Origin of the sequence: Ferruginibacter paludis, from assembly GCF_030409685.1 — a bacterium.
GTDB lineage: Bacteria > Bacteroidota > Bacteroidia > Chitinophagales > Chitinophagaceae > Ferruginibacter > Ferruginibacter paludis.
This window is the reverse complement of record NZ_JAUFQJ010000008.1, coordinates 500,482-519,185: the sequence shown is the minus strand read 5'-3', so window position 1 is coordinate 519,185 and position 18,704 is coordinate 500,482. Positions and strand designations below refer to the sequence as shown.

17 protein-coding genes are annotated in these 18,704 nt (G+C 42.7%); 10 read left to right on the top strand and 7 right to left on the bottom strand.

The window, feature by feature from the left end; all coding sequences use genetic code 11:
* Positions 1 to 149 precede the first annotated feature (149 nt).
* Complete coding sequence (locus QWZ08_RS17495) at positions 150 to 314, top strand: hypothetical protein (protein WP_290338801.1); 165 nt, start codon at positions 150 to 152, stop codon at positions 312 to 314.
* Positions 315 to 370: 56 nt separating this feature from the next.
* Here QWZ08_RS17495 and QWZ08_RS17490 read toward each other — a convergent pair whose 3' ends face one another.
* From QWZ08_RS17490 to QWZ08_RS17475, 4 genes are all read right to left on the bottom strand, one after another.
* Positions 371 to 859 carry an asparaginase domain-containing protein gene (locus tag QWZ08_RS17490; protein ID WP_290338800.1) on the bottom strand — a complete coding sequence of 163 codons (489 nt, stop codon included), beginning with the start codon at positions 857 to 859 and terminating at the stop codon, positions 371 to 373.
* Between the two features lie 63 nt (positions 860 to 922).
* Positions 923 to 1,744, bottom strand: coding sequence for an aminotransferase class IV (locus QWZ08_RS17485; RefSeq protein WP_290338799.1), 822 nt, complete (start codon positions 1,742 to 1,744; stop codon positions 923 to 925).
* Positions 1,741 to 2,877 (bottom strand): DmpA family aminopeptidase, encoded by a 1,137-nt coding sequence (locus QWZ08_RS17480; RefSeq protein ID WP_290338798.1) that lies wholly within the window; start codon positions 2,875 to 2,877, stop codon positions 1,741 to 1,743. The genes QWZ08_RS17485 and QWZ08_RS17480 overlap by 4 nt, the downstream gene beginning before the upstream one ends.
* A 139-nt stretch (positions 2,878 to 3,016) precedes the next feature.
* Entirely contained in the window at positions 3,017 to 3,889 is an 873-nt protein-coding gene (locus tag QWZ08_RS17475; protein WP_290338797.1) for a hypothetical protein, read from the bottom strand.
* Between the two features lie 199 nt (positions 3,890 to 4,088).
* On the opposite strand from QWZ08_RS17475, the gene QWZ08_RS17470 reads away from it, so the two are divergent.
* Together QWZ08_RS17470 and QWZ08_RS17465 are read left to right on the top strand one after the other, a co-directional pair.
* Complete coding sequence (locus QWZ08_RS17470) at positions 4,089 to 4,574, top strand: PH domain-containing protein (protein WP_290338796.1); 486 nt, start codon at positions 4,089 to 4,091, stop codon at positions 4,572 to 4,574.
* A 147-nt stretch (positions 4,575 to 4,721) separates the two neighbouring features.
* The gene (locus QWZ08_RS17465; RefSeq protein WP_290338795.1) at positions 4,722 to 5,720 is read left to right on the top strand and encodes an amidohydrolase family protein; all 999 of its coding nucleotides are present in this window, start codon (positions 4,722 to 4,724) and stop codon (positions 5,718 to 5,720) included.
* A 43-nt stretch (positions 5,721 to 5,763) separates the two neighbouring features.
* On the opposite strand, the gene QWZ08_RS17460 is transcribed toward QWZ08_RS17465, so the two are convergent.
* On the bottom strand, positions 5,764 to 7,032 hold the full coding sequence (locus tag QWZ08_RS17460; protein ID WP_290338794.1) for a Gfo/Idh/MocA family protein: 1,269 nt from the start codon (positions 7,030 to 7,032) through the stop codon (positions 5,764 to 5,766).
* Positions 7,033 to 7,100: 68 nt separating this feature from the next.
* Entirely contained in the window at positions 7,101 to 7,361 is a 261-nt protein-coding gene (locus QWZ08_RS17455; protein WP_290338793.1) for a hypothetical protein, read from the bottom strand.
* A gap of 262 nt (positions 7,362 to 7,623) precedes the next feature.
* On the opposite strand from QWZ08_RS17455, the gene QWZ08_RS17450 reads away from it, so the two are divergent.
* The 5 genes from QWZ08_RS17450 to QWZ08_RS17430 all read left to right on the top strand — a co-directional run bounded on the left by QWZ08_RS17450 (position 7,624) and on the right by QWZ08_RS17430 (position 14,819).
* Positions 7,624 to 10,971, top strand: a complete 3,348-nt coding sequence (locus QWZ08_RS17450) for a ThuA domain-containing protein (RefSeq protein ID WP_290338792.1) — start codon at positions 7,624 to 7,626, stop codon at positions 10,969 to 10,971.
* A 140-nt stretch (positions 10,972 to 11,111) separates the two neighbouring features.
* Positions 11,112 to 11,540: a tetratricopeptide repeat protein gene (locus tag QWZ08_RS17445; RefSeq protein ID WP_290338791.1), complete on the top strand. Its 429-nt coding sequence runs from the start codon at positions 11,112 to 11,114 to the stop codon at positions 11,538 to 11,540.
* A gap of 130 nt (positions 11,541 to 11,670) precedes the next feature.
* Complete coding sequence (locus QWZ08_RS17440) at positions 11,671 to 12,183, top strand: hypothetical protein (RefSeq protein WP_290338790.1); 513 nt, start codon at positions 11,671 to 11,673, stop codon at positions 12,181 to 12,183.
* Positions 12,184 to 12,378: 195 nt separating this feature from the next.
* Positions 12,379 to 13,959 (top strand): amidohydrolase family protein, encoded by a 1,581-nt coding sequence (locus QWZ08_RS17435; protein ID WP_290338789.1) that lies wholly within the window; start codon positions 12,379 to 12,381, stop codon positions 13,957 to 13,959.
* A gap of 23 nt (positions 13,960 to 13,982) precedes the next feature.
* Positions 13,983 to 14,819: a hypothetical protein gene (locus QWZ08_RS17430; protein ID WP_290338787.1), complete on the top strand. Its 837-nt coding sequence runs from the start codon at positions 13,983 to 13,985 to the stop codon at positions 14,817 to 14,819.
* Positions 14,820 to 14,989: 170 nt separating this feature from the next.
* On the opposite strand, the gene QWZ08_RS17425 is transcribed toward QWZ08_RS17430, so the two are convergent.
* Positions 14,990 to 17,407: a TonB-dependent receptor gene (locus tag QWZ08_RS17425; protein WP_290338786.1), complete on the bottom strand. Its 2,418-nt coding sequence runs from the start codon at positions 17,405 to 17,407 to the stop codon at positions 14,990 to 14,992.
* A 271-nt stretch (positions 17,408 to 17,678) separates the two neighbouring features.
* Here QWZ08_RS17425 and QWZ08_RS17420 point away from each other — a divergent pair, with 271 nt between their 5' ends.
* Together QWZ08_RS17420 and QWZ08_RS17415 are read left to right on the top strand one after the other, a co-directional pair.
* On the top strand, positions 17,679 to 18,149 hold the full coding sequence (locus QWZ08_RS17420) for a GNAT family N-acetyltransferase (RefSeq protein ID WP_290338785.1): 471 nt from the start codon (positions 17,679 to 17,681) through the stop codon (positions 18,147 to 18,149).
* Positions 18,150 to 18,285: 136 nt separating this feature from the next.
* Positions 18,286 to 18,693, top strand: a complete 408-nt coding sequence (locus QWZ08_RS17415; RefSeq protein WP_290338784.1) for a DoxX family protein — start codon at positions 18,286 to 18,288, stop codon at positions 18,691 to 18,693.
* Positions 18,694 to 18,704 lie beyond the last annotated feature (11 nt).

Below are 18,704 nucleotides of genomic sequence, written 5' to 3'. Positions count from 1 at the left end.
CGGTGTACCGTCTTCGAATACAAAACTATTGCCTGTCGGGGAGCTGCAGTTTAATGTTTTTTACTCTTGGCCGAAGTCTCATAAAATAATGGTATCAGGAAATAACTACTGCAAACTTTAATAGTTTAGTCAAAATCTCAACGACTAAAATGGACAATGCAATGGTAGTTGGTGAAAAATACACAACCACAACTTTCGGAAGAGGCTGGTTTATTTTTCCTGTTTCGGAACAAAAGAGAAGAAAAGCTTTCCGGGGTCTGCCAGCCTGGTCTATTGTTTCCCTACGCTCCACTCAACACTGGCCTGCTCAATGAACGTTTAATCCTATTGTTCACACAATTAGATTTATACAGCCTCCTGTGTAGTTAACTCATTTTATTTCTTCAAAAACGCCCGTCTGCCGGTTCTTCCGTACATTATCCCAGTTAAAGTAGCGGCCATTCATGGCAACGTAAACACCAACGGGCAGGCTTTGCGCAAAAGCCAGGGCACTGCCGAGGTTAAACAATCCATCTGAACTGCCAAATTTAATCGGAATCATGGCACCGGTTAGGATGATGGTTTTATTAATTTTTTTCTGTGCAATTATTTTGGCCGTCTCTGCCATGGTATCTGTGCCGTGCGTAATTACAATTTTAGTTTCATCACATTGGTTGCACTGGTGTACAATCAGCTCCCTGTCTTCGGCCGTCATTTCGAGGCTGTCGATCATCATCAGTGTTCTTATTTCAACGGGTACTTTATTGCGTCCCATTTCCAGCAGGTCGCTCAGGTGCGTATCTTTAAAATACAGTTGTCCGTTCAGCTCGTTGTACTCTTTGTCAAAAGTGCCGCCGGTAATAAATATGCGGATAGCCATATTAATCAGTTTAGATGATGAAGGTAAAAGAAATTTTTGGGCTTGTTTAATGGAAGCACTGTATCACTTAATTCCCTGCAAGCTGAGCAGCCGGTTAAATATTGCTCTTGTAACTGTACCGGGTTTTCCATCACCAATGGTATTGCCATTGATGCTTAAAACAGGTAAGACAATTTTGGTGGTGCTGGTGATGAATGCTTCTTTAACGGAAGTGATCTGTTCAGGATGTATAGCGTCTGCTGCTGTGTTGAATCCGGTTAGTTGCAATATTTTTTTTCGGGTGATGCCATGGAGGATGTTTTTATCCGACGTGATGATTTCATCATTGTTTGTTACAACAAAAAAATTCGATCTCGGGCATTCGCCCATGCCGGAAGCACTGTGGTACAATACATCATCTGCATTGTTTTGCTTGATGAAATGCTGCAGGCGGATGGCTTGCAGGTAATCGATGGTTTTAACATGTGGTAGTTGCCGCTGGTGTTCAAACGTTACCAGCCGGATACCTTTTTCAAAACCTGCTTTATCAAACGTTAAGGCCGATTGTGTCATCAGCAGGTTGGGTTTTGCAATAGTATAACCATCTTCGGAATAGCCACCGGTAAGCGTAATACGGATACCGGAATCCGGGAGGTTATTTTTTTTCATTAATTGCCTGATCACTTTCTCTAGTGCCTTGCGATCAAGAGTAACCTGCAAAAACATGTCAGCTGCAGAAGCATACAACCGGTCGAGGTGATCATCCAAAAAGACAGGTTCTCCCCGGACGGTTTTGAAAAAATCAAAGACACCGTAACCGCGTTGCACCGATAAATCGCTGATTAAAATGCTGGCATCCTGTTTCAACACAAAGTCGTCATTGATCAATACATAGTTTACACTCATTTTTTTATCCGGTTGTATTTTTTTAAAATGGGAATTACTTTATCCAGCGGCAACGCCTCTATCTTATTGCTGTTTTTACCCACCATGGTGGTGGCGGTAAACAGCGAATTAATAATCGCCTCTTCGGTAGCTTCAATTACAGCCATAAACAGGGGAGAGGTGCCGTCGTTTTGCAACAGCGGCGTATTGATTACTGCGTTATTGGTTGTATAAGGCACACGCACTTCAAGGGCAGTTGAAAAAGCAATTACATAATCACCACTGCCGTTGGAGGTAATGCCGCCGGTTTTGCCAAGCCCCAGCATAGCACGTTTGGCGAGGCGCATCAGGTTGCGGTTATCCAGTGGCGCATCCGTCGCAACAATGATCATGCACGACCCATCTACATTATTCAGCAGCTTATCGCTGAAATCAAATTGTCCCAGCTCTTCACCTACGGGCGTACCTGCAACCTGCAGCACACCACCGAAGTTGGTTTGTACCAAAACGCCTACCGTATAACCTCCAAGGCTTGCCGGCAATTTTCTGGAGGAAGTGCCGATACCACCTTTAAAACCAAAGCAAACCGTTCCGGTTCCTGCACCCACTGCACCTTCCTGTACCCTATTGGTGCCGGCGTTTTGCAGCGCAGCCAACACGTCTTCTTTGGTAACATGCCTGCCGCGGATATCGTTTAAATAGCCGTCATTCGTTTCACCCACCACCGCATTCACTGATGCTACTTTTTCATTGCCAGGTTGATTAAGCGTGTATCCAATCAATGCATCCATGGCCACAGGCACGTTCAGTGTATTAGTCAGCACAATGGGTGTCTCAAGGTTGCCCAGTTCATTTACTTGTGTGCTGCCCGCCAGTTTGCCAAAGCCATTGCCCACATAGATTGCGGCAGGTACTTTTTGCTGAAAGATGTTTCCGTCATGCGGCACAATGGCAGTAACGCCGGTACGAATGCTGTCGCCTTTTATCAAGGTAGTTTGGCCAACTTTTACACCGGCTACATCCGTAATGCTGTTAAGCCTGCCGGTTTTCATCACACCAATTTGGATACCATAGTCACGTGCCCGTTTACGTTCCTGCGCCTGCAGCAGGCAGGGAGCACACAATAAAAGGATAAAGAATATTTTTTTACGCATACCTGCAATGAAATTTTTTTTAAAGATAAATCATTGCAGGTATTGATGGCGGGGTTTGGGTGTTCCAGCCATAGTATTCAGTTTGCTACAGTGTACTAGGACGAGAACCATATTGGTGTAGCCGCCGAGGTGAGTTGTTTCACCTGCCTATATAAGTATCGGCTCTAACAGGAATTCCTATTGCAGTAATATCATCTCTTAATTGCCGCCAGTTCTTTTCCCTAAGGCTGCCGGCGCCAAAGAGTTTTGATTGAAAGTCTTTGGTGATGACTCTTAATGAAGTAGATCTTTTATGGGGCGTTTCAATGGCAAATTCATTAATATCGGTAAGATCAAAAACTTTGTTCTTCCAAAAAAAATAATGATTTTTTACATGTAAGCTGGTGCCATCCAACACAAAATAATTCATTTGGGTTCCCAGCGCCAAACCAAAAAGTAAAACACAGCCAACCGGAAACCAAGCCATTTCAGGATGTATTGGATGATTGAGGAACATGATTGTAAAACATACTGCCATAGCAATGATGATAATTGAATTGAAAGTAATCCAGGGATTTCCGGCGTATGTTTTTTTATCAGCAAAAATTAATTTTGTGTTGATATGTGGTGCAGGGTCTGTTATTTTATCTTTTGTGTTATTTGCAATCAACTGCCGCATACTTGCTGTATTGCTATACATGTCGTCCCATATAAACAGCTTTTCTCCATTATTGAAACTAACACAGGTAGCTTCCAACGACTGTCCAAACAGCAATAAAACCGAGTAGTTTTGTTTTGAACTCATTGCCACAGCGTTCACCTCTGTCCAGTGATATAGTTTAAGTTTGAAAAAGTACTTTACTGCAATGGTATTGTCATCCATACTAATCCGTGGAGCTCTTTGAAAGAAGGTGTAAATAAAATACAAACAAAACAAGGCAAGCAGATAGGGAGCAATTACTTTCGGTGCCGGCGCTTTATCATTGTTGCTGTTGGATAACGCAAAAATCATCAGTCCAAAAATGACTATCATAAAAAGAATTGCAAAGAGTTGTCCGGGTTTATAGACAGATTTGACCATAGCCAAAAATAAAGAAGATTGGTGTTTGGTGTAACAGAAAATTTTTTCTTTTACTGGTGCGACTCCGGCAGGTAACAAATTAGTATTGCCAACTAGTTTTGCCTATTTTTGAATTGGAAAACACTATTTCGCTTAGCTATAAAATGCTCGTATGATTTACAAAACGTCATTGGATAACCTGGCCAAGGGTATAACAATAGGAGTGACCATTCTTTTCGCAGGTATCATTATTGGTCAATATTCTATAATCAAAGACGCAGGCCATGCAGCTCCATTTTATACTGCGATTACCTGCCTTCTTATCTATTTACTGGCATTTGCATTTAGACCTGTTAACTATGTTGTAACAAAGGATGAACTAATTGTTGGCAGGCCACTTTTGAATGTTCATATAAAAAGAGGCGATATAAAAAGTGTGGCATTATTAGAGAAAGATAAAATAAGGGGTACAATAAGAACATTTGGCGTTGGCGGTTTATTTGGATACTATGGGAATTTTGCAAACTTTTCTTTAGGCCGTATGACCTGGTATGCAACCCGGAGAGACAAGCCTGTTTTAGTTAAAACCATCGATAACAAAAACATTATTTTCACTCCAAATGATCCTGAAAAATTTGTAGAGGAACTTATCTCATAGTACCCAACCACCGCAGCGGCCAGACTAAAAGAACAAGCATGCAGGATGCACTGCCCGAAATGAAAGATCAGCACTTACAATTTACTGCATAAAAAGAAATTATCTTTATACCATACACTCAAAACCAAACGCTGTAAATAAAAAAGTATGTTGAAACGATTATTGACACTACCATGCCTTGTGTTGCTCCTGCTGATTGGTTCTTATAGTTATTGCCAGGATTCATTAAAAAAGCATCTTCCCATTATTGATGTGCATGTACATGCAATGAAAGTGAATCCGGCCTTTGCTGCGGATATGTGTCCATGGTTTTTAAGTAATATGCCCGGTGGAGACCCCAACCAGCCAGCACCAGCTTTTATAAATACGGATTGCGCTCAACCACTCAAAGCTGCAAAAAGCGATAAGGAATTTCAGGATGCATTAGTTGCCACCATGAACCGGCTGAACATGACCATTATTGCAAGTGGCGATGCAGCAGTTATCCGCAACTGGCAAAAAGCAGCTGCACCAGGCAGGGTGATTCCAAGCATTGGCATCAGTTCATCTAAAGACATGACGGTGGTGGCTTTTACGGATTCTTTGTCGGCTGGTTTTTATAAAGTGATGGGCGAAGTGGCTCCGCAGTATGGAGGCATGTCGCCCAGCGATACTTCACTGGATGGTTATTTTGCTGCCGCTGAAAAATTAAATATCCCGGTTGGGATACACCTGGGTACCGGCGGTAATGGCATGGCGAATATTACTTCTCCAAAATACAGGGCATCTATGGGTAATCCGTTGCTGCTGGAAGACCTGCTGGCGCGCCATCCTAAATTGAAAGTATGGGTAATGCATGCCGGTTACCCGATGATTGATGAGATGATTGCTTTAATGGGCGCCAACGCTTATGTATATGTTGATGTAGCAGGTATGATATGGAGTTATCCTTTGGCAGAAGTGAACGATTATATCAAACGGCTGGTGCAGGCTGGTTTCGGAAAAAGGATCATGTATGGAACTGACCTGATGGTATGGCCAAAGCTGCTGGAAACTTCCATTGGTGTAATTGAAAATGCAGACTATTTGTCTTTCGATCAAAAACGGGACATTTTTTTTAATAATGCGGTACGTTTTTTCAGGCTTGATGAGCGGAAGTATAAATAGTATTTCAATCTACTGCAGTGTTTCTGCCAATGGCTGCCGGTTGCTATTTATCAAACTGTGCCAAATTCAGTTTGGGATCAATCTTTTGATTGGAGCGATATACTTCGTCCCATGTTTTTGTTTGTTGTTTAATAGCAGCTTCCCTGCCCAATATAGCAGTTAAGGTAGACTCTGCACCTGACCGTATTCCATTGAGGTAATTGCCCGTTTCGATACTGCTGATAAAGGCCTTTTCTTTATTGGCATCCGCATCATGCAGCGAAGACAGAAATACGCCGGCAGCCTGCTGCTGCGGTGTTATTGCACTTTCACTTCTTGCGATGCCGGAGTCCCACTTGTTATCTCCGTTGATAAATACACCGCCACTGTAATGCGCTTCTGCAATGCCGTTGGTGCCAACAAACCTGCAGCAAACATCGCCAAACTGGTGGCCTAGTTGTGTGGTATGGATGCTGACATTTACATTGTTAGGATATTGATACACTACCTGGTAATTACTGTAGGTATCACCTATTTCGGTACGGGCCCTTGTGTTGCCCCTGCCGATGGCATTTAAAGGAAGTCCCTGTAATGCCCAGTTGCAAATATCCAGTATGTGAATGCCCTGGTCTAACAATATGCCGCCAGACATTGCATTGAAATAAAAATGATTGCGGATGCGTATTTCATCATCGGATACATTGTTGCGTGTAATGATAGGTACAGAAGAGGAAAGATAATATAGCTGCACGGTAATCAGTTCTCCAATATCACCCCGCTGTATCCTGTTGACCATTTCTGCATACGCACTTGCATGTCGGATCTGGAAACCAATGACCACGCTTTGTTTGCCGTTTAATTTTTCGCCCAGCTGAATGGCCCTTCTGCATCCGGCTACATCGGGTGCCACGGGTTTTTCGCAATACACATGTTTTCCTGCCATAACCGCCGCTTCCAGAAAGCCTACATGGCTGTAGGCTGGGGTAGAGATTTGTACAGCATCCACGTCTTTGTTCTCCAGTAATTTCAGGTATGCTTTTGATCCCTGGTAGATATTGGCTGCCGGTATTGCAGCAACATTTTTAGCGGCGTTCAGGCCATTGAAAACCGGAATGGCTTTTTGCAACTGGTCGTCAAAAATATCTGCCATGGCTACAACACTGCTGTTGGTGTTGGTGATCATGGACGAGAGGACGGCAGTACCCCTGTTTCCACAGCCAATGATACCTATCCGGATAGCTGAGTTGGCCTTTGTACCAAAAACAATTGATGGTTTTAAAATAGAGAAGGCGGAAACAGTGGCGACATTTTTTATAAAGTTTCTTCTTTTCATATGTTTTCGTTAATTGGTTTTATTATCATTACGGCGGTGCGATACTTTATTTTTTTCGTTGCATAAACCTATGAAAAAATGTTGATGAATGCAGTGATGTTATAAGGTGTGGTGTTCAAAGAAGGCAGGCGCAGCAATTTCTGGTAACTGCCTCCTTTAATTCCTAGTACAGCGTCCTTCCTGTTGTCTGATGCAATGGCGCCAACATTTACAGAAAATGCTCCTTTGCCATTTGTAACAATATTCGCTTTTTCAATCAACCTGTTTTTATACATCAGCGGGTAATGTGCCGGCCTGTTGGCATAAGACTTTTTTACGGTGTTCTGCAATTGAATATGAATGGTTGAAAGCGTTGAATCGGTATAAGAAAGTCCGGACAGAAGTTGGTTAGGTTTAAAGATGTAAATGGAGTTACTAAAGATATTTTACGCATTGTTGAAGCCAGTCATCCCCCAAATGTAGGCTCTTAAAATATAGTTTCCTTCCGGTATAGAATCGTATAAGTGAAAGCTGAAAGTCGTAATTACCTAACCGTCAATTAAACATTTTACAATATCTTTCGGGTAAATTAATTACTCTTTAAACATTCAGATGAAAAAGCTTGCCAGTTGCCTTTCACTTGTTGCTGTAGTGTTGTTCTTTAACAGCTGTAGTACCAAAGATTCCAACGCCCGTAAAGTTTTATTGTTTACCAAAACAAAAGGCTATCACCATGAATCCATTCCTGCAGGCATTGCCGCCATACAAAAAATGGGCAAGGATAATAATTTTGGTGTGGACGTAGATTCCAGTTCAAAAATATTTACAGATGCTGACCTTAAGCAATACAAAGCTGTTATTTTTTTAAGCACAACCGGCAACATTCTTAACAGTGATGAGCAGGTAGCATTGCAGCGTTATATACAGGCTGGTGGAGGTTTTATGGGTGTACATGCAGCAGCAGATGCGGAATACAACTGGGCCTGGTATAATAAACTGGTGGGTGCTTATTTTAAAAGTCACCCCGGCAACCCGAATGTAAGAAAAGCTACCGTGAATGTTACGGACACCGGCTTTATAGCCACCAAAGGCCTGCCTGCAAAATGGGAACGTACCGATGAATGGTACAATTATAAAAATATCAATGCTGACCTGAAGGTAGTAGCTACACTGGATGAAGACACGTATGAAGGTGGCGAGAACGGTAAAGATCATCCCATTGCCTGGTACCATAATTTTGATGGCGGGCGTGCATTTTATACCGGTGGCGGGCATACCACTGAAAGCTATAGCGAGCCGTTGTTTCTGCAACATCTGGCAAACGGAATACAATACGCTATGGGTGCCGATTCTGCCAAACTGGATTATTCAAAAGCCTATGCAACCAAAACACCGGAAGAAAATCGCTTTACAAAAACGGTCCTCACCAACGATTTGAATGAGCCGATGGAAATTGCCGTTACACCAACCGGCGTAGTATATATCGTTGAACGCTCCGGCAGTTTTTATGCATACAAACCGGCGGACAATATCACCAAACTCATTCATAAATTCAAAGTATTGCCCGATACCAAAAAGGCTTTTGGCAATGGCTTGCTGGGTATGACGATTGATCCTGATTTTGCCGCCAACAAATATGTTTATTTTTTCTATTCACCGGATTCATTGCCCACACCCACACACCAGAATATTTCCCGGTTTAAAATGATCAAGGAAGATTCTATTGACCTGGCTTCTGAAAAAGTAATCATACAGGTGCCGATTGACCCCGAAGTAAGCGCTCATACAGGCGGTTCACTTGCATGGGATAAAAACAACAACCTGTTCATCTCCACCGGTGATAACACGGTGCCTTTTGAATCGAATGGCTATGCGCCGCTGGATGAAAGACCAGGCAGGCTTACATTTGATGCGCAACGTTCTGCCGGCAACACCAATGATCTGCGGGGTAAAGTAATCCGCATTCACCCGGAAGCAGATGGATCTTACACCATACCGGATGGTAACTTATTTGCAAAAGGCACAGCAGGCACAAGGCCCGAGATTTATACAATGGGCTGTCGTAACCCTTACCGGATAACGGTTAACCAGGCTACGTCAACTTTGTATTGGGGCGAGGTTGGTCCGGATGCGGGCGAGGATTCCAAATATGATCCGCGTGGGTATGATGAATTTAACCAGGCAAAAAAAGCAGGCAACTTTGGCTGGCCTTATTTTGTAGGCGACAGCAAAGCCTATCATGATTCTGATTTTGCTACTCACGCCATCGGCCAGTCTTTTGATATCAATGGACCGGAAAACAATTCTCCCAACAATACAGGTATCAAAAAATTGCCGGCACCCACTAAAGCAATGGTCTGGTATCCTTACCCGGTCTCACCCGAGTTTCCGGACCTGGGCGAAGGGGGCAGGGCGGCCATTGCAGGATACTTCTATCATTACAATAAAAGTCTTGCAAAGAAAAACAGCATACCGGACTATTATGATAACAGTTTGTTTGTAATGGACTGGATGCGCAACTGGGTATTCGCATTGCGTTTTGACGAGAATGAAAATTATAAACGCATGGAAGCATTTATGCCGCTGACAGGCGATTTCAGAAGACCTATTGATATGGACATCACGCCGGAAGGTATTATGTATGTGCTGGAATATGGTGCTGTATACGGCGCAGACAATGATGACGCAAGATTGGTGCGTATCGATTACAATGCGGGCAACCGTGCACCTGTGGCAAAGATCAGCGTGAAGGATAGCATTGGCATTGCTCCGTTAAAAGTTGATTTTAGCAGCAGCAATAGTTATGATTATGATGAAGACGATCAGCTGAAATATGAATGGACATTCGAAGGCAATAAAGCAGGTTCAACAGAGGCCAACCCAACCTATACTTTCAGCAATAAAGGCGTGTATAAAGTATCGTTAAAAGTAACTGATCCCTCCGGACTAAGTTCAGTTGACACGTTGGAAATAAAAGCAGGCAACACGGTACCGGAAGTAGCCATCAACACCACGGGCAACAGTTCGTTTTATTTTGGTGATGCCACACTGGGTTATGCAGCGGAAGTAAAAGATAAAGAAGATGCAACGATCGATCCGGGGCGCATTCATGTTAAACTGGATTATATACCCAAAGAGCAGGGATCATTTAAAACCGTGCAGGGTAAGGGTACCTGGGTAATGCCGGGTAAAGCGTTGATAGCTTCCGCCGATTGTAAGGCTTGCCATACGGTAGATCATACCGTTGTTGGACCGGCATTTACAGCTATAGCAGCAAAATATAGCAACAAACCAGGGGAGATAGCAAGGCTTGCCGGTAAGATCATTACAGGTGGGGCCGGCGTATGGGGAAACGATCACTATATGAATGCACACCCTCAGTTAAGTAAAGACAATGCCACTATCATTGTAAAATATATTCTCTCCCTGGCGCAGCAAAAAACGCAGGACAGCCTGCCTGCAACGGGCACTGCCATGTTGAAGCAACCCGCAGGTGTAACAGGCGGTACCTGGGCATTGACTGCAGCTTACACAGATGGCGGCAGTGGCGTTGTGCCATTAACAACCAGCAAACAACTCGTGCTAAGGCAGCCCACCATACAGGCAGAAGATGCGGATGTAATCAACCGCATGCAGCGGGGTGATAAAATGCTCGGCAGCATTCACAACAAATCTTATTTCGTACTAAAAGGCATTGATCTGAAAGGCATCAAAAACATAGCCTATTATTATTCCTCTGAAAAGATTGACGCAACCCTTGAAGTGCATATTGATTCCATAAAAGGCGCTGTAGTCAGCACATTGAATTACCAGCAAACCGGCGGCTGGAACAAGTTTAAACAGGTAAGCGCCACTGTTAATGATCCCGGCGGGATACATGATTTGTACTTTGTATTTAAAAAAGATACAGAGCCCAACCATGATATGTTTGCACTGGATTGGTTACGGTTTGAGCAGTAAAGAGGGATGTCTGATGGCTGATTTTTTATGGCTGAGTGCTTTTGACTTGCCGATGTTTTAAGTTGATTCTGACTGTGCTCCGTTTGTAAAGTGCATGGAGATAAAAATGCATATTATGTTGAATTAAAAAATGAGAAGGAATGAATTTTGATCCTGATAACAGCATTGTTAAGCTTTGCGCACAAGGCATGGAACTGGAAGGAAACGGTGAAACAGAAGAAGCCCATAAACTATTCCTGCTGGCCTGGCAAGAAGCTGCGAATGACTTTGAAAAATTTATTTCCGCTCATTATATTGCAAGACATCAAAAAACTGTTGCGGACAAATTGAAGTGGGACAAAATTGCTTTACAAGCGGCATTGAAAATAGAGGATGAAACAATGCAGGCAAACTATCCCTCTCTTTACCTCAACATCGCAAAATGTTATGAAGATTTAGGGGATTTTGACAAAGCGAAAGAAAACTATCAATTAGCGTTATTATCTTCTAATAAGCTGCCAGACGATGGGTATGGTAATATGATAATTAGCGGAATTAAGAAAGGGATAGAGCGGATGTCGCAGTGGTAAATTATAATGCATCTTTATCAGGCTTCCTCAATAAAATAGATTGCGGACATGCTTATTATAATCGCAATAGTCGAGGAGTAAAAAAAACTTTGTACAAATTCGTAAATAAAATGTTATCCAAAATCTTATAATGCCAAATTACTTTTCAACATTTAGAAATGACGAAAACACGTCCGTCGAGACTGCGGTAATACAACCTTTACCAGACGAAAATTCGACGGAATCAATTTTCGTTCTCATTAAAGAGAAAAGAAACAATGAACCCATACTGAATTTAAAAATTACTCCTGGAAATTCATCTCCTTTTAAAAATACTCAAATATTCAATGATATCGCACTTATTGGATGGGACGATATTTTTGTGATGTTTAATTTAAACACGAGAAAACAAACTATAATTTCATTAGATGGATATTTTGGCAACTTTAGAATATACGACGATAAAATATTTGTTTGTTCTGCCGGTGATGTTACATGTCTTTCATTGGACGGAGAAGTTAAATGGAAGTCAGAGTCAATTGCGATAGACGGAGTCATAATTAATTCTTTTGAAAACAATATTATTTATTGTTCATGTGAATGGGATCCTCCTGGCGGTTGGCGACCTTATCGATTAAGTTTCCAGACTGGCGCTACACTTTAAAATATCAGGTTATGCTGGCAGCTCTTACCAATCAGCAGATCTAAATTTCAAAACTCACACATCATCATTTCCCTCAAACATTATTAAAACACGCTACTTCAAAATGTAGACACTTAAGAACTATCGTGGGCCGTGTATACGCAATTTAGTTTTCGCTAAACAAAACTTTGTAAATTACGTATTCAACTACTCCTTATGCGTTCAACCATTCTGCTTATTTTTTCAGCAATAATTTTTAATGCGGTAACTGCACAAATAGCCAAGGCACCTTTGGTGAAAGATGGTGAGGGGCCATGGCCGCAACTGATTATCCGCGGCGTTACCTTAATCAACAGCACGGGCGCACCACCCATCGGCCCGGTCGATATCGTTGTGGAGAACAACCGCATTGTAAACGTCGCGAATGTAGGCGCACCGGGCGTTTCCATCGATCCAAAACGCCGTCCGCAACTGAAAGAAGGTGGTAAAGAGATACAGGCAGAAGGTATGTATTTGCTACCCGGCTTTATTGATATGCATGGACATATTGGTGGTACAGAACAGGGCACGCCTGCTGAATATGTGTTTAAATTATGGATGGCCCATGGCATTACCACCATTCGGGAACCGGGAAGTGGCAACGGTCTTGAATGGGTGCTGGATGAAAAAAAATTAAGCGCTGAAAATAAAATTACAGCGCCCCGTATTTATGCCTACTCCTTTTTTGGACAGGGAGCCAAACAGCCCATCAGTACCCCGGAGCAGGCTATCACCTGGGTAAGAGAAAATCAAAAAAAAGGAGCAGATGGCGTAAAGTTTTTTGGCGCCGCACCGCAAATAATGGATGCCGCATTAAGGGAAAATAAAAGACTGGGTTTGCGCAGCGCCTGTCACCATGCACAAATGGATGTGGCTCGTTGGAATGTGCTGAACTCTGCACGGGCAGGCTTAACGTCAATGGAACACTGGTATGGTTTGCCCGAAGCGATGTTTGATGATAAAACGATCCAGAACTATTCGCTCAATTATAATTACGCCAATGAAGCCGATCGCTTTGGGGAAGCTGGCAGGCTATGGAAACAGGCAGCACCACCTTTCAGTGATAAATGGAACAAGGTGATGAATGAATTGATTGCACTTGATTTTACATTGGACCCAACGTTTAATATTTACGATGCTACCCGGGATTTGCAGCGTGCAAGAAGACTGGAGTGGCACGACAATTATACCCTGCCTTCCTTATGGAAATTTTATGAACCCAGCCGGGAATCGCATGGTTCTTTCTGGCTGCATTGGGGAACAGAAGATGAAATTGCCTGGAAAGAAAACTATCGTCTGTGGATGACTTTTGTAAATGAATATAAAAACCGTGGCGGCAGGGTTACTGCCGGAAGCGATGATGGCTTCATTTATGAAACCTATGGCTTTGGTTATATCAGGGAGCTGGAGATGCTGCGTGAAGCAGGGTTTCATCCTTTGGAAGTAGTTCGTTCTGCCACCTTGTATGCAGCACAGGCACTGGGTGCAGAAAAAGATTTAGGCTCAGTAGAAGTGGGCAAACTGGCCGACATGGTGATCATTGATGTGAACCCACTGGAAAATTTACAGGTGCTGTATGGCACAGGAACCATTAAGGTTACAGCTGATAATAAAGTAGTAAGGGCAGGCGGAATCAAGTATACCATTAAAGACGGCATTGTGTACGATGCAAAAAAATTATTGGCGGATGTAAAGAAAATGGTAGAGGTTGAAAAAGCAAAAACAGGCTGGAAATTGAAGCAGCCGGGAGAGGAATAATAATTTCATTCAAACCCCTGCAGATGCAAACCAGCCTTTCAAAAAAACTAAGTCATATTTATCTTTCGGTTGTCCCTTTAGTGACGGCAATTCTGGGCTTTGGCGTTGGTCATATAAGTTATACCATTTACCTGCCGGTTTGGATCATCAATGTTTGCCTGATGATAACCGCCGCCTGGGTGCTGGGGCTGAATGTTGTAAGAAATGCCGATGCTGAAAAAAGAGAGTTGGCCTTGGGTGCATTCTTTTTAATTGTACCCTGGATACTAGTTTCTATTTTCTTTGGCTTCGGGCCACCTCCTTCAACAGCAACTGAATGGACAGCCACGGATGTTGAACAGCAGGTAAGATATTCTATACTGGTTCTTGCCGGTATTTTTATCGTGTTTGGATTTGCCGTCGTTCGGGATAAATTGAAAAAGAAAGGAGAGCATTTTTATTCGCAACTTGGTTTTGTTGCCATCCTTATTTTTATTCCGCTCTTTATCATCAATATGATTTTCTGGGGATATTTTTTAACAGCTGCATTCAACATTTTAGCAGCATCGGGTTCAGAAAAAATGCCTGAATGGTATAAGCCTGTCAGGGCTTTGTTTAGCATGATCTCGGTAGTTGAAGTAGCGCTTACTTATTTAGCCACTGCAGCTTTTGCCGTATCATTAAATCTTGCGGGCCTGTTCAACAAAATACCGGCAAGAATTTATGTTGCTGTTAGCGTACTTGCTTTTGTTATCGTTCTCTTATCTACCTGTTGCCCTGAACCATTCGTTACCGCCGGTTATGCAGTGTCCATTCCAGCCATCCCTTTTATAATGCCTTATTTTATTGGCGTTAATTTATTGCGGCGTTCAGGCAATTAACCTCCGTTAAATTCTTATTACAACTACCTCCGGCAACCAGCTTGTTAAGTAATGATTGAACATACTATTCACACCATTGCTGTGTAGTTATTTTTATTTGCAGATATATAAAAAAGCACCCCCATATAAAATGGTGGTTCCAGCTTTAAAAAAATAGTCGTGCTGTGCAACTAAAATTTATATCCCACGGTAGCAACTACCTGCCTCGGCGTAATGGGCGTAATGCTGTAATTATCATGCACCAGGTAATTTACTTTATTAAACACGTTGGCCAGTTTGCATTGCAGTGATAATTTTTTAATGCTGTATCCTGCGGAAAGGTCAACCGTTGTAAATCCCTGAAGCGGTAGCAGCCTGCTTCCCAGCTGTACCTGCCCGATGGTATTGTTGTAACCACCCAAACGATCACCGGTGTAAAAGCCGGTAATGCCCAGTTTTAAACCTTTTACTGCGGTTTTCTTAAAAGTATAAAACGCAGTGAAGTTAGCGGTATGGTGCGGATTGATCACCACCTGTTCGCCTTCAATATTAGATCCCTTAGCGCCGGAGGTTTTTGTAAAGCGCATGTTGTTATAACCATAGCCCGCAATAAAATAAATGTTTTTTGATATAGTACCATTCACATCCAGTTCAAGTCCGTCGCTGGTTGTTTGGCCTTTCAATTCTTTTACAGTAGCGTCCGAATTCAAAGTTCCGTCCGCTTTAAATTCTGCCTGCTGTGCCAGGTTGCTGTTGATGATTTTATAAATGCTGAAGTTGACAGAAAGTTTGTCATTCAGGAAATTGTTTTTAACACCCACTTCATATTGGTCAACGATAGAAGGTTTCAGCAACTGGCTGTAAATATCCGTACCGGTATTGATGGTGAAATTATTGGAGTAGCTGCCGAATACAGAAGTCGTTTTGGTTGGCTGATACACAATGGCCAGTTTGGGCGAGAAGGCCTGGTTGTTGGCTGTTGCTGCAGCGCCTTTTGTAGTGGCTTGCGTAGCTGTGGTGAAGATGCTGGTCTGTACCGTTTCCTGGTAGCTCCATCTTACACCTGCCAGCAATTTTATTTTATCTGTAAGGTTTACAAAATCCTGTACATAAATACCAACACGGTTACTGGGGGCAGTGGTAGCGGTGGTAACGGCCGCATCGGGAATATCGTTGCGGCGTGTGTACAGGCTGGGGTCGAGTATATTTATTTTATCGTAAGTGGTAACAACCGTTCCGTTACTGGTGATTTTAAAAGCATCTGTTTGGGTTTCAACTCTTGTAAAGTCAGTACCCACCAAAACCTGGTGCAAAATTTTACCGGTTGTAAATTTCCCGTTCAGGTTTACCTGGGTTGTATAGTCTTTTTCAATGCTGTGCGCTCTTGCCAGTGTGCGGTTCCAGTCGCCTGTTTTGCTCACTACATTGGGCAGGCCTGCGCCAAAAGAATTGACATCCGTTTTTTGTACCGATCCGCTGAACGCGAGTTGCCAGCTGTCGTTAAAAGTGTGGTTTACATTAAAAGCGCCGGACTGCTGTTTTACATTGTTATACGCCCAAAGCACATTGATAAATCTGGAAACAGGAATGTTGGAAGGCAGTACCCGTCCACTGTCCAGTGTACCAATGCCGAAGTCTGGGGTAAGCTTTGCATCCAGGTAATCGCCCTGTACCAGCAGCGTTGTTTTTTTGCCAATATTGTATAAAAAAGAGGGATTAAAATAAGTGCGTTTGGTTTTTACCACGTCGCGGAAGCTGCGGTCATTTTCATACGTTCCCACCATTCTGAACGCGAGGTTTTTAAAAATGGGACCATACAAATCAACAATCGGTTTGTACTGGCTGTTGCTGCCCACCTGCATTTTTACTTCGCCTCCATATTCAAACTTTGGTTTTTTTGTTACCAGGTTTACAATCAATCCACCGGATACATTGCCATACAACATAGCACTGCTGCCCTTCATTACTTCCACACTTTCCAGCGTGGCAGCTTCCGGCATACCGGCGATATTACTTACCAATCCATTTTTTAAAATGCTGCCTGCGCCGCCATTAATACCAATACTGTAGCCACGTGCGGTATAAGTTTCATTAACGCCCAGCCTGGTTTGTGTAATGGACACGCCGCTTACATTTCTTACAATATCGCCTACCCGGGTTGCTTGCTGATCGCGGATAACCGTGTTGCTTACAGCCCCAACAGTTTGCGGCAGATCCATGTTCCCAAGCAACGATTTGGCAGAAGAAAGTGTTTTATGATTCAGGGTACGGTTGCTGTTGATAATTACTTCATCCATCTTTTTCATGCTTTCATCCAGCGTCACATTCACCTCACTTATTTGATCAGCTGTTACTGTTATGGACGTTTCCTGTGTTTTCAAACCCACAAAAGAAACAACGAGTATTTGCTCTCCGGCATTTATTTTGCGCAGTATAAATGTACCGTCTGTGCCAGACTGTGTAGCTTTTACAGTATTCTTTACAGTGATGGTTACACTGTTGGCAGGTTGTCCATCGCTTGTTATAACCCGGCCCTGTATGGTGCCTGTTTGTGCGCAGGCGGCGCTGCAAAACAGAAAAAAGAAAATCGCAGTTAGTTGTATGTTCATGATCAGTTTATATTGTTAGAATAGAATGCAAAGGAAATCAAACAAAAAGGGCAGGGCTTTCAAAATCGGGAAATCGGTTTATACAATGCGGAAAAACCGAAATGTAACCACCGGGGATATTTTTATTTATTTATTTGTAACCAGCTGCGCATATTGTTGATGTGATAGCCGCAGCCAGCGCCGGGGTGCCGGCCGCTTTAATTTGCAAACAGCGTAATGAATTGGCCCTGCGAAAAATGCTAAGTTTGCAAAAATTATTTTACTATAACTGATGGAACAAATAACAATAAGAAAAGCCAGGCAGGAAGATATGGAAACACTGCTGCAGTTTGAACAAGGGGTTATCAGTGCCGAACGTCCCTTTGATATTACCTTAAAAGATGATCCCATTCAATACTACAATTTGCAGCAACTGATAGCCGGGGAGGATGCAGAACTGCTGGTTGCGGTAGTTGGTAATCAACTCATCGCGTCCGGTTACGCCCGTATTGAAAAGTCGAAACTGTTTTACAGGCATGTGCGGCACGCTTACCTTGGGTTTATGTATACAGTGCCCGGATACAGGGGCAGGGGCGTAAATGCCCTTATACTGGAAGCATTGAAAAATTGGGCATTATCGCGGCAAATTACAGAGTTGCGTTTAGAAGTATATTTTGATAACCAGCCCGCCATCAAAGCGTATGAAAAAATGGGCTTTGCTAAAAATTTAATAGAAATGCGGTTGGGGCTGGGAGAGGAGTAGAGCAGGTTATCTGCGTACATCGGGATGGCATGAATCAAATCCCTTGTGATGAGCAGGTTTACATCGTTTGAAAGTGTTGTATTTTCATCCCATTAAGTTACCAGGTGAGCAATACCTTACTTATAAATTTATTAAAATGAAAAGTACAGTGAAAACTAAATTATTGTTTATAGTGTCTCTGTTGTTTGGCCTGATGTTTATAAATGCCGGGCTTAGCAAATTTTTTAATTATATGCCCGCACCGGAAAATTTACCCGCTAAATTTTTAAAAGCGATGGCTGCAGTGGCAGCAATTGGCTGGCTTATGCCGCTGATTGGAGTTGCAGAAATCCTTGGCGGCATCTTAATAATCATTCCACGAACAAGAGCCCTGGGGGCTTTGATTATTTTCCCTGTGATGACAGGAATATTTTTGACTACCATAGTACAGGATACTAGTGGTTTACCTGTTTCAATCATTCTCTTTGCGATATTAATTTGGATAATGTACGATAACAGAAAACGGTACCTGCCCCTGGTACAGGAAAACCAGCCGGAAAAATAAGCAATAAATAA

Bases quoted from the DNA above. Each gene is read 5' to 3' on its own strand.
- QWZ08_RS17495 (WP_290338801.1), top strand. From the start codon at position 150: ATGGACAATGCAATGGTAGTTGGTGAAAAATACACAACCACAACTTTC.
- QWZ08_RS17490 (WP_290338800.1), bottom strand. From the start codon at position 859: ATGGCTATCCGCATATTTATTACCGGCGGCACTTTTGACAAAGAGTAC.
- QWZ08_RS17485 (WP_290338799.1), bottom strand. From the start codon at position 1,744: ATGAGTGTAAACTATGTATTGATCAATGACGACTTTGTGTTGAAACAG.
- QWZ08_RS17480 (WP_290338798.1), bottom strand. From the start codon at position 2,877: ATGCGTAAAAAAATATTCTTTATCCTTTTATTGTGTGCTCCCTGCCTG.
- QWZ08_RS17475 (WP_290338797.1), bottom strand. From the start codon at position 3,889: ATGATAGTCATTTTTGGACTGATGATTTTTGCGTTATCCAACAGCAAC.
- QWZ08_RS17470 (WP_290338796.1), top strand. From the start codon at position 4,089: ATGATTTACAAAACGTCATTGGATAACCTGGCCAAGGGTATAACAATA.
- QWZ08_RS17465 (WP_290338795.1), top strand. From the start codon at position 4,722: ATGTTGAAACGATTATTGACACTACCATGCCTTGTGTTGCTCCTGCTG.
- QWZ08_RS17460 (WP_290338794.1), bottom strand. From the start codon at position 7,032: ATGAAAAGAAGAAACTTTATAAAAAATGTCGCCACTGTTTCCGCCTTC.
- QWZ08_RS17450 (WP_290338792.1), top strand. From the start codon at position 7,624: ATGAAAAAGCTTGCCAGTTGCCTTTCACTTGTTGCTGTAGTGTTGTTC.
- QWZ08_RS17445 (WP_290338791.1), top strand. From the start codon at position 11,112: ATGAATTTTGATCCTGATAACAGCATTGTTAAGCTTTGCGCACAAGGC.
- QWZ08_RS17440 (WP_290338790.1), top strand. From the start codon at position 11,671: ATGCCAAATTACTTTTCAACATTTAGAAATGACGAAAACACGTCCGTC.
- QWZ08_RS17435 (WP_290338789.1), top strand. From the start codon at position 12,379: ATGCGTTCAACCATTCTGCTTATTTTTTCAGCAATAATTTTTAATGCG.
- QWZ08_RS17430 (WP_290338787.1), top strand. From the start codon at position 13,983: ATGCAAACCAGCCTTTCAAAAAAACTAAGTCATATTTATCTTTCGGTT.
- QWZ08_RS17425 (WP_290338786.1), bottom strand. From the start codon at position 17,407: ATGAACATACAACTAACTGCGATTTTCTTTTTTCTGTTTTGCAGCGCC.
- QWZ08_RS17420 (WP_290338785.1), top strand. From the start codon at position 17,679: ATGGAACAAATAACAATAAGAAAAGCCAGGCAGGAAGATATGGAAACA.
- QWZ08_RS17415 (WP_290338784.1), top strand. From the start codon at position 18,286: ATGAAAAGTACAGTGAAAACTAAATTATTGTTTATAGTGTCTCTGTTG.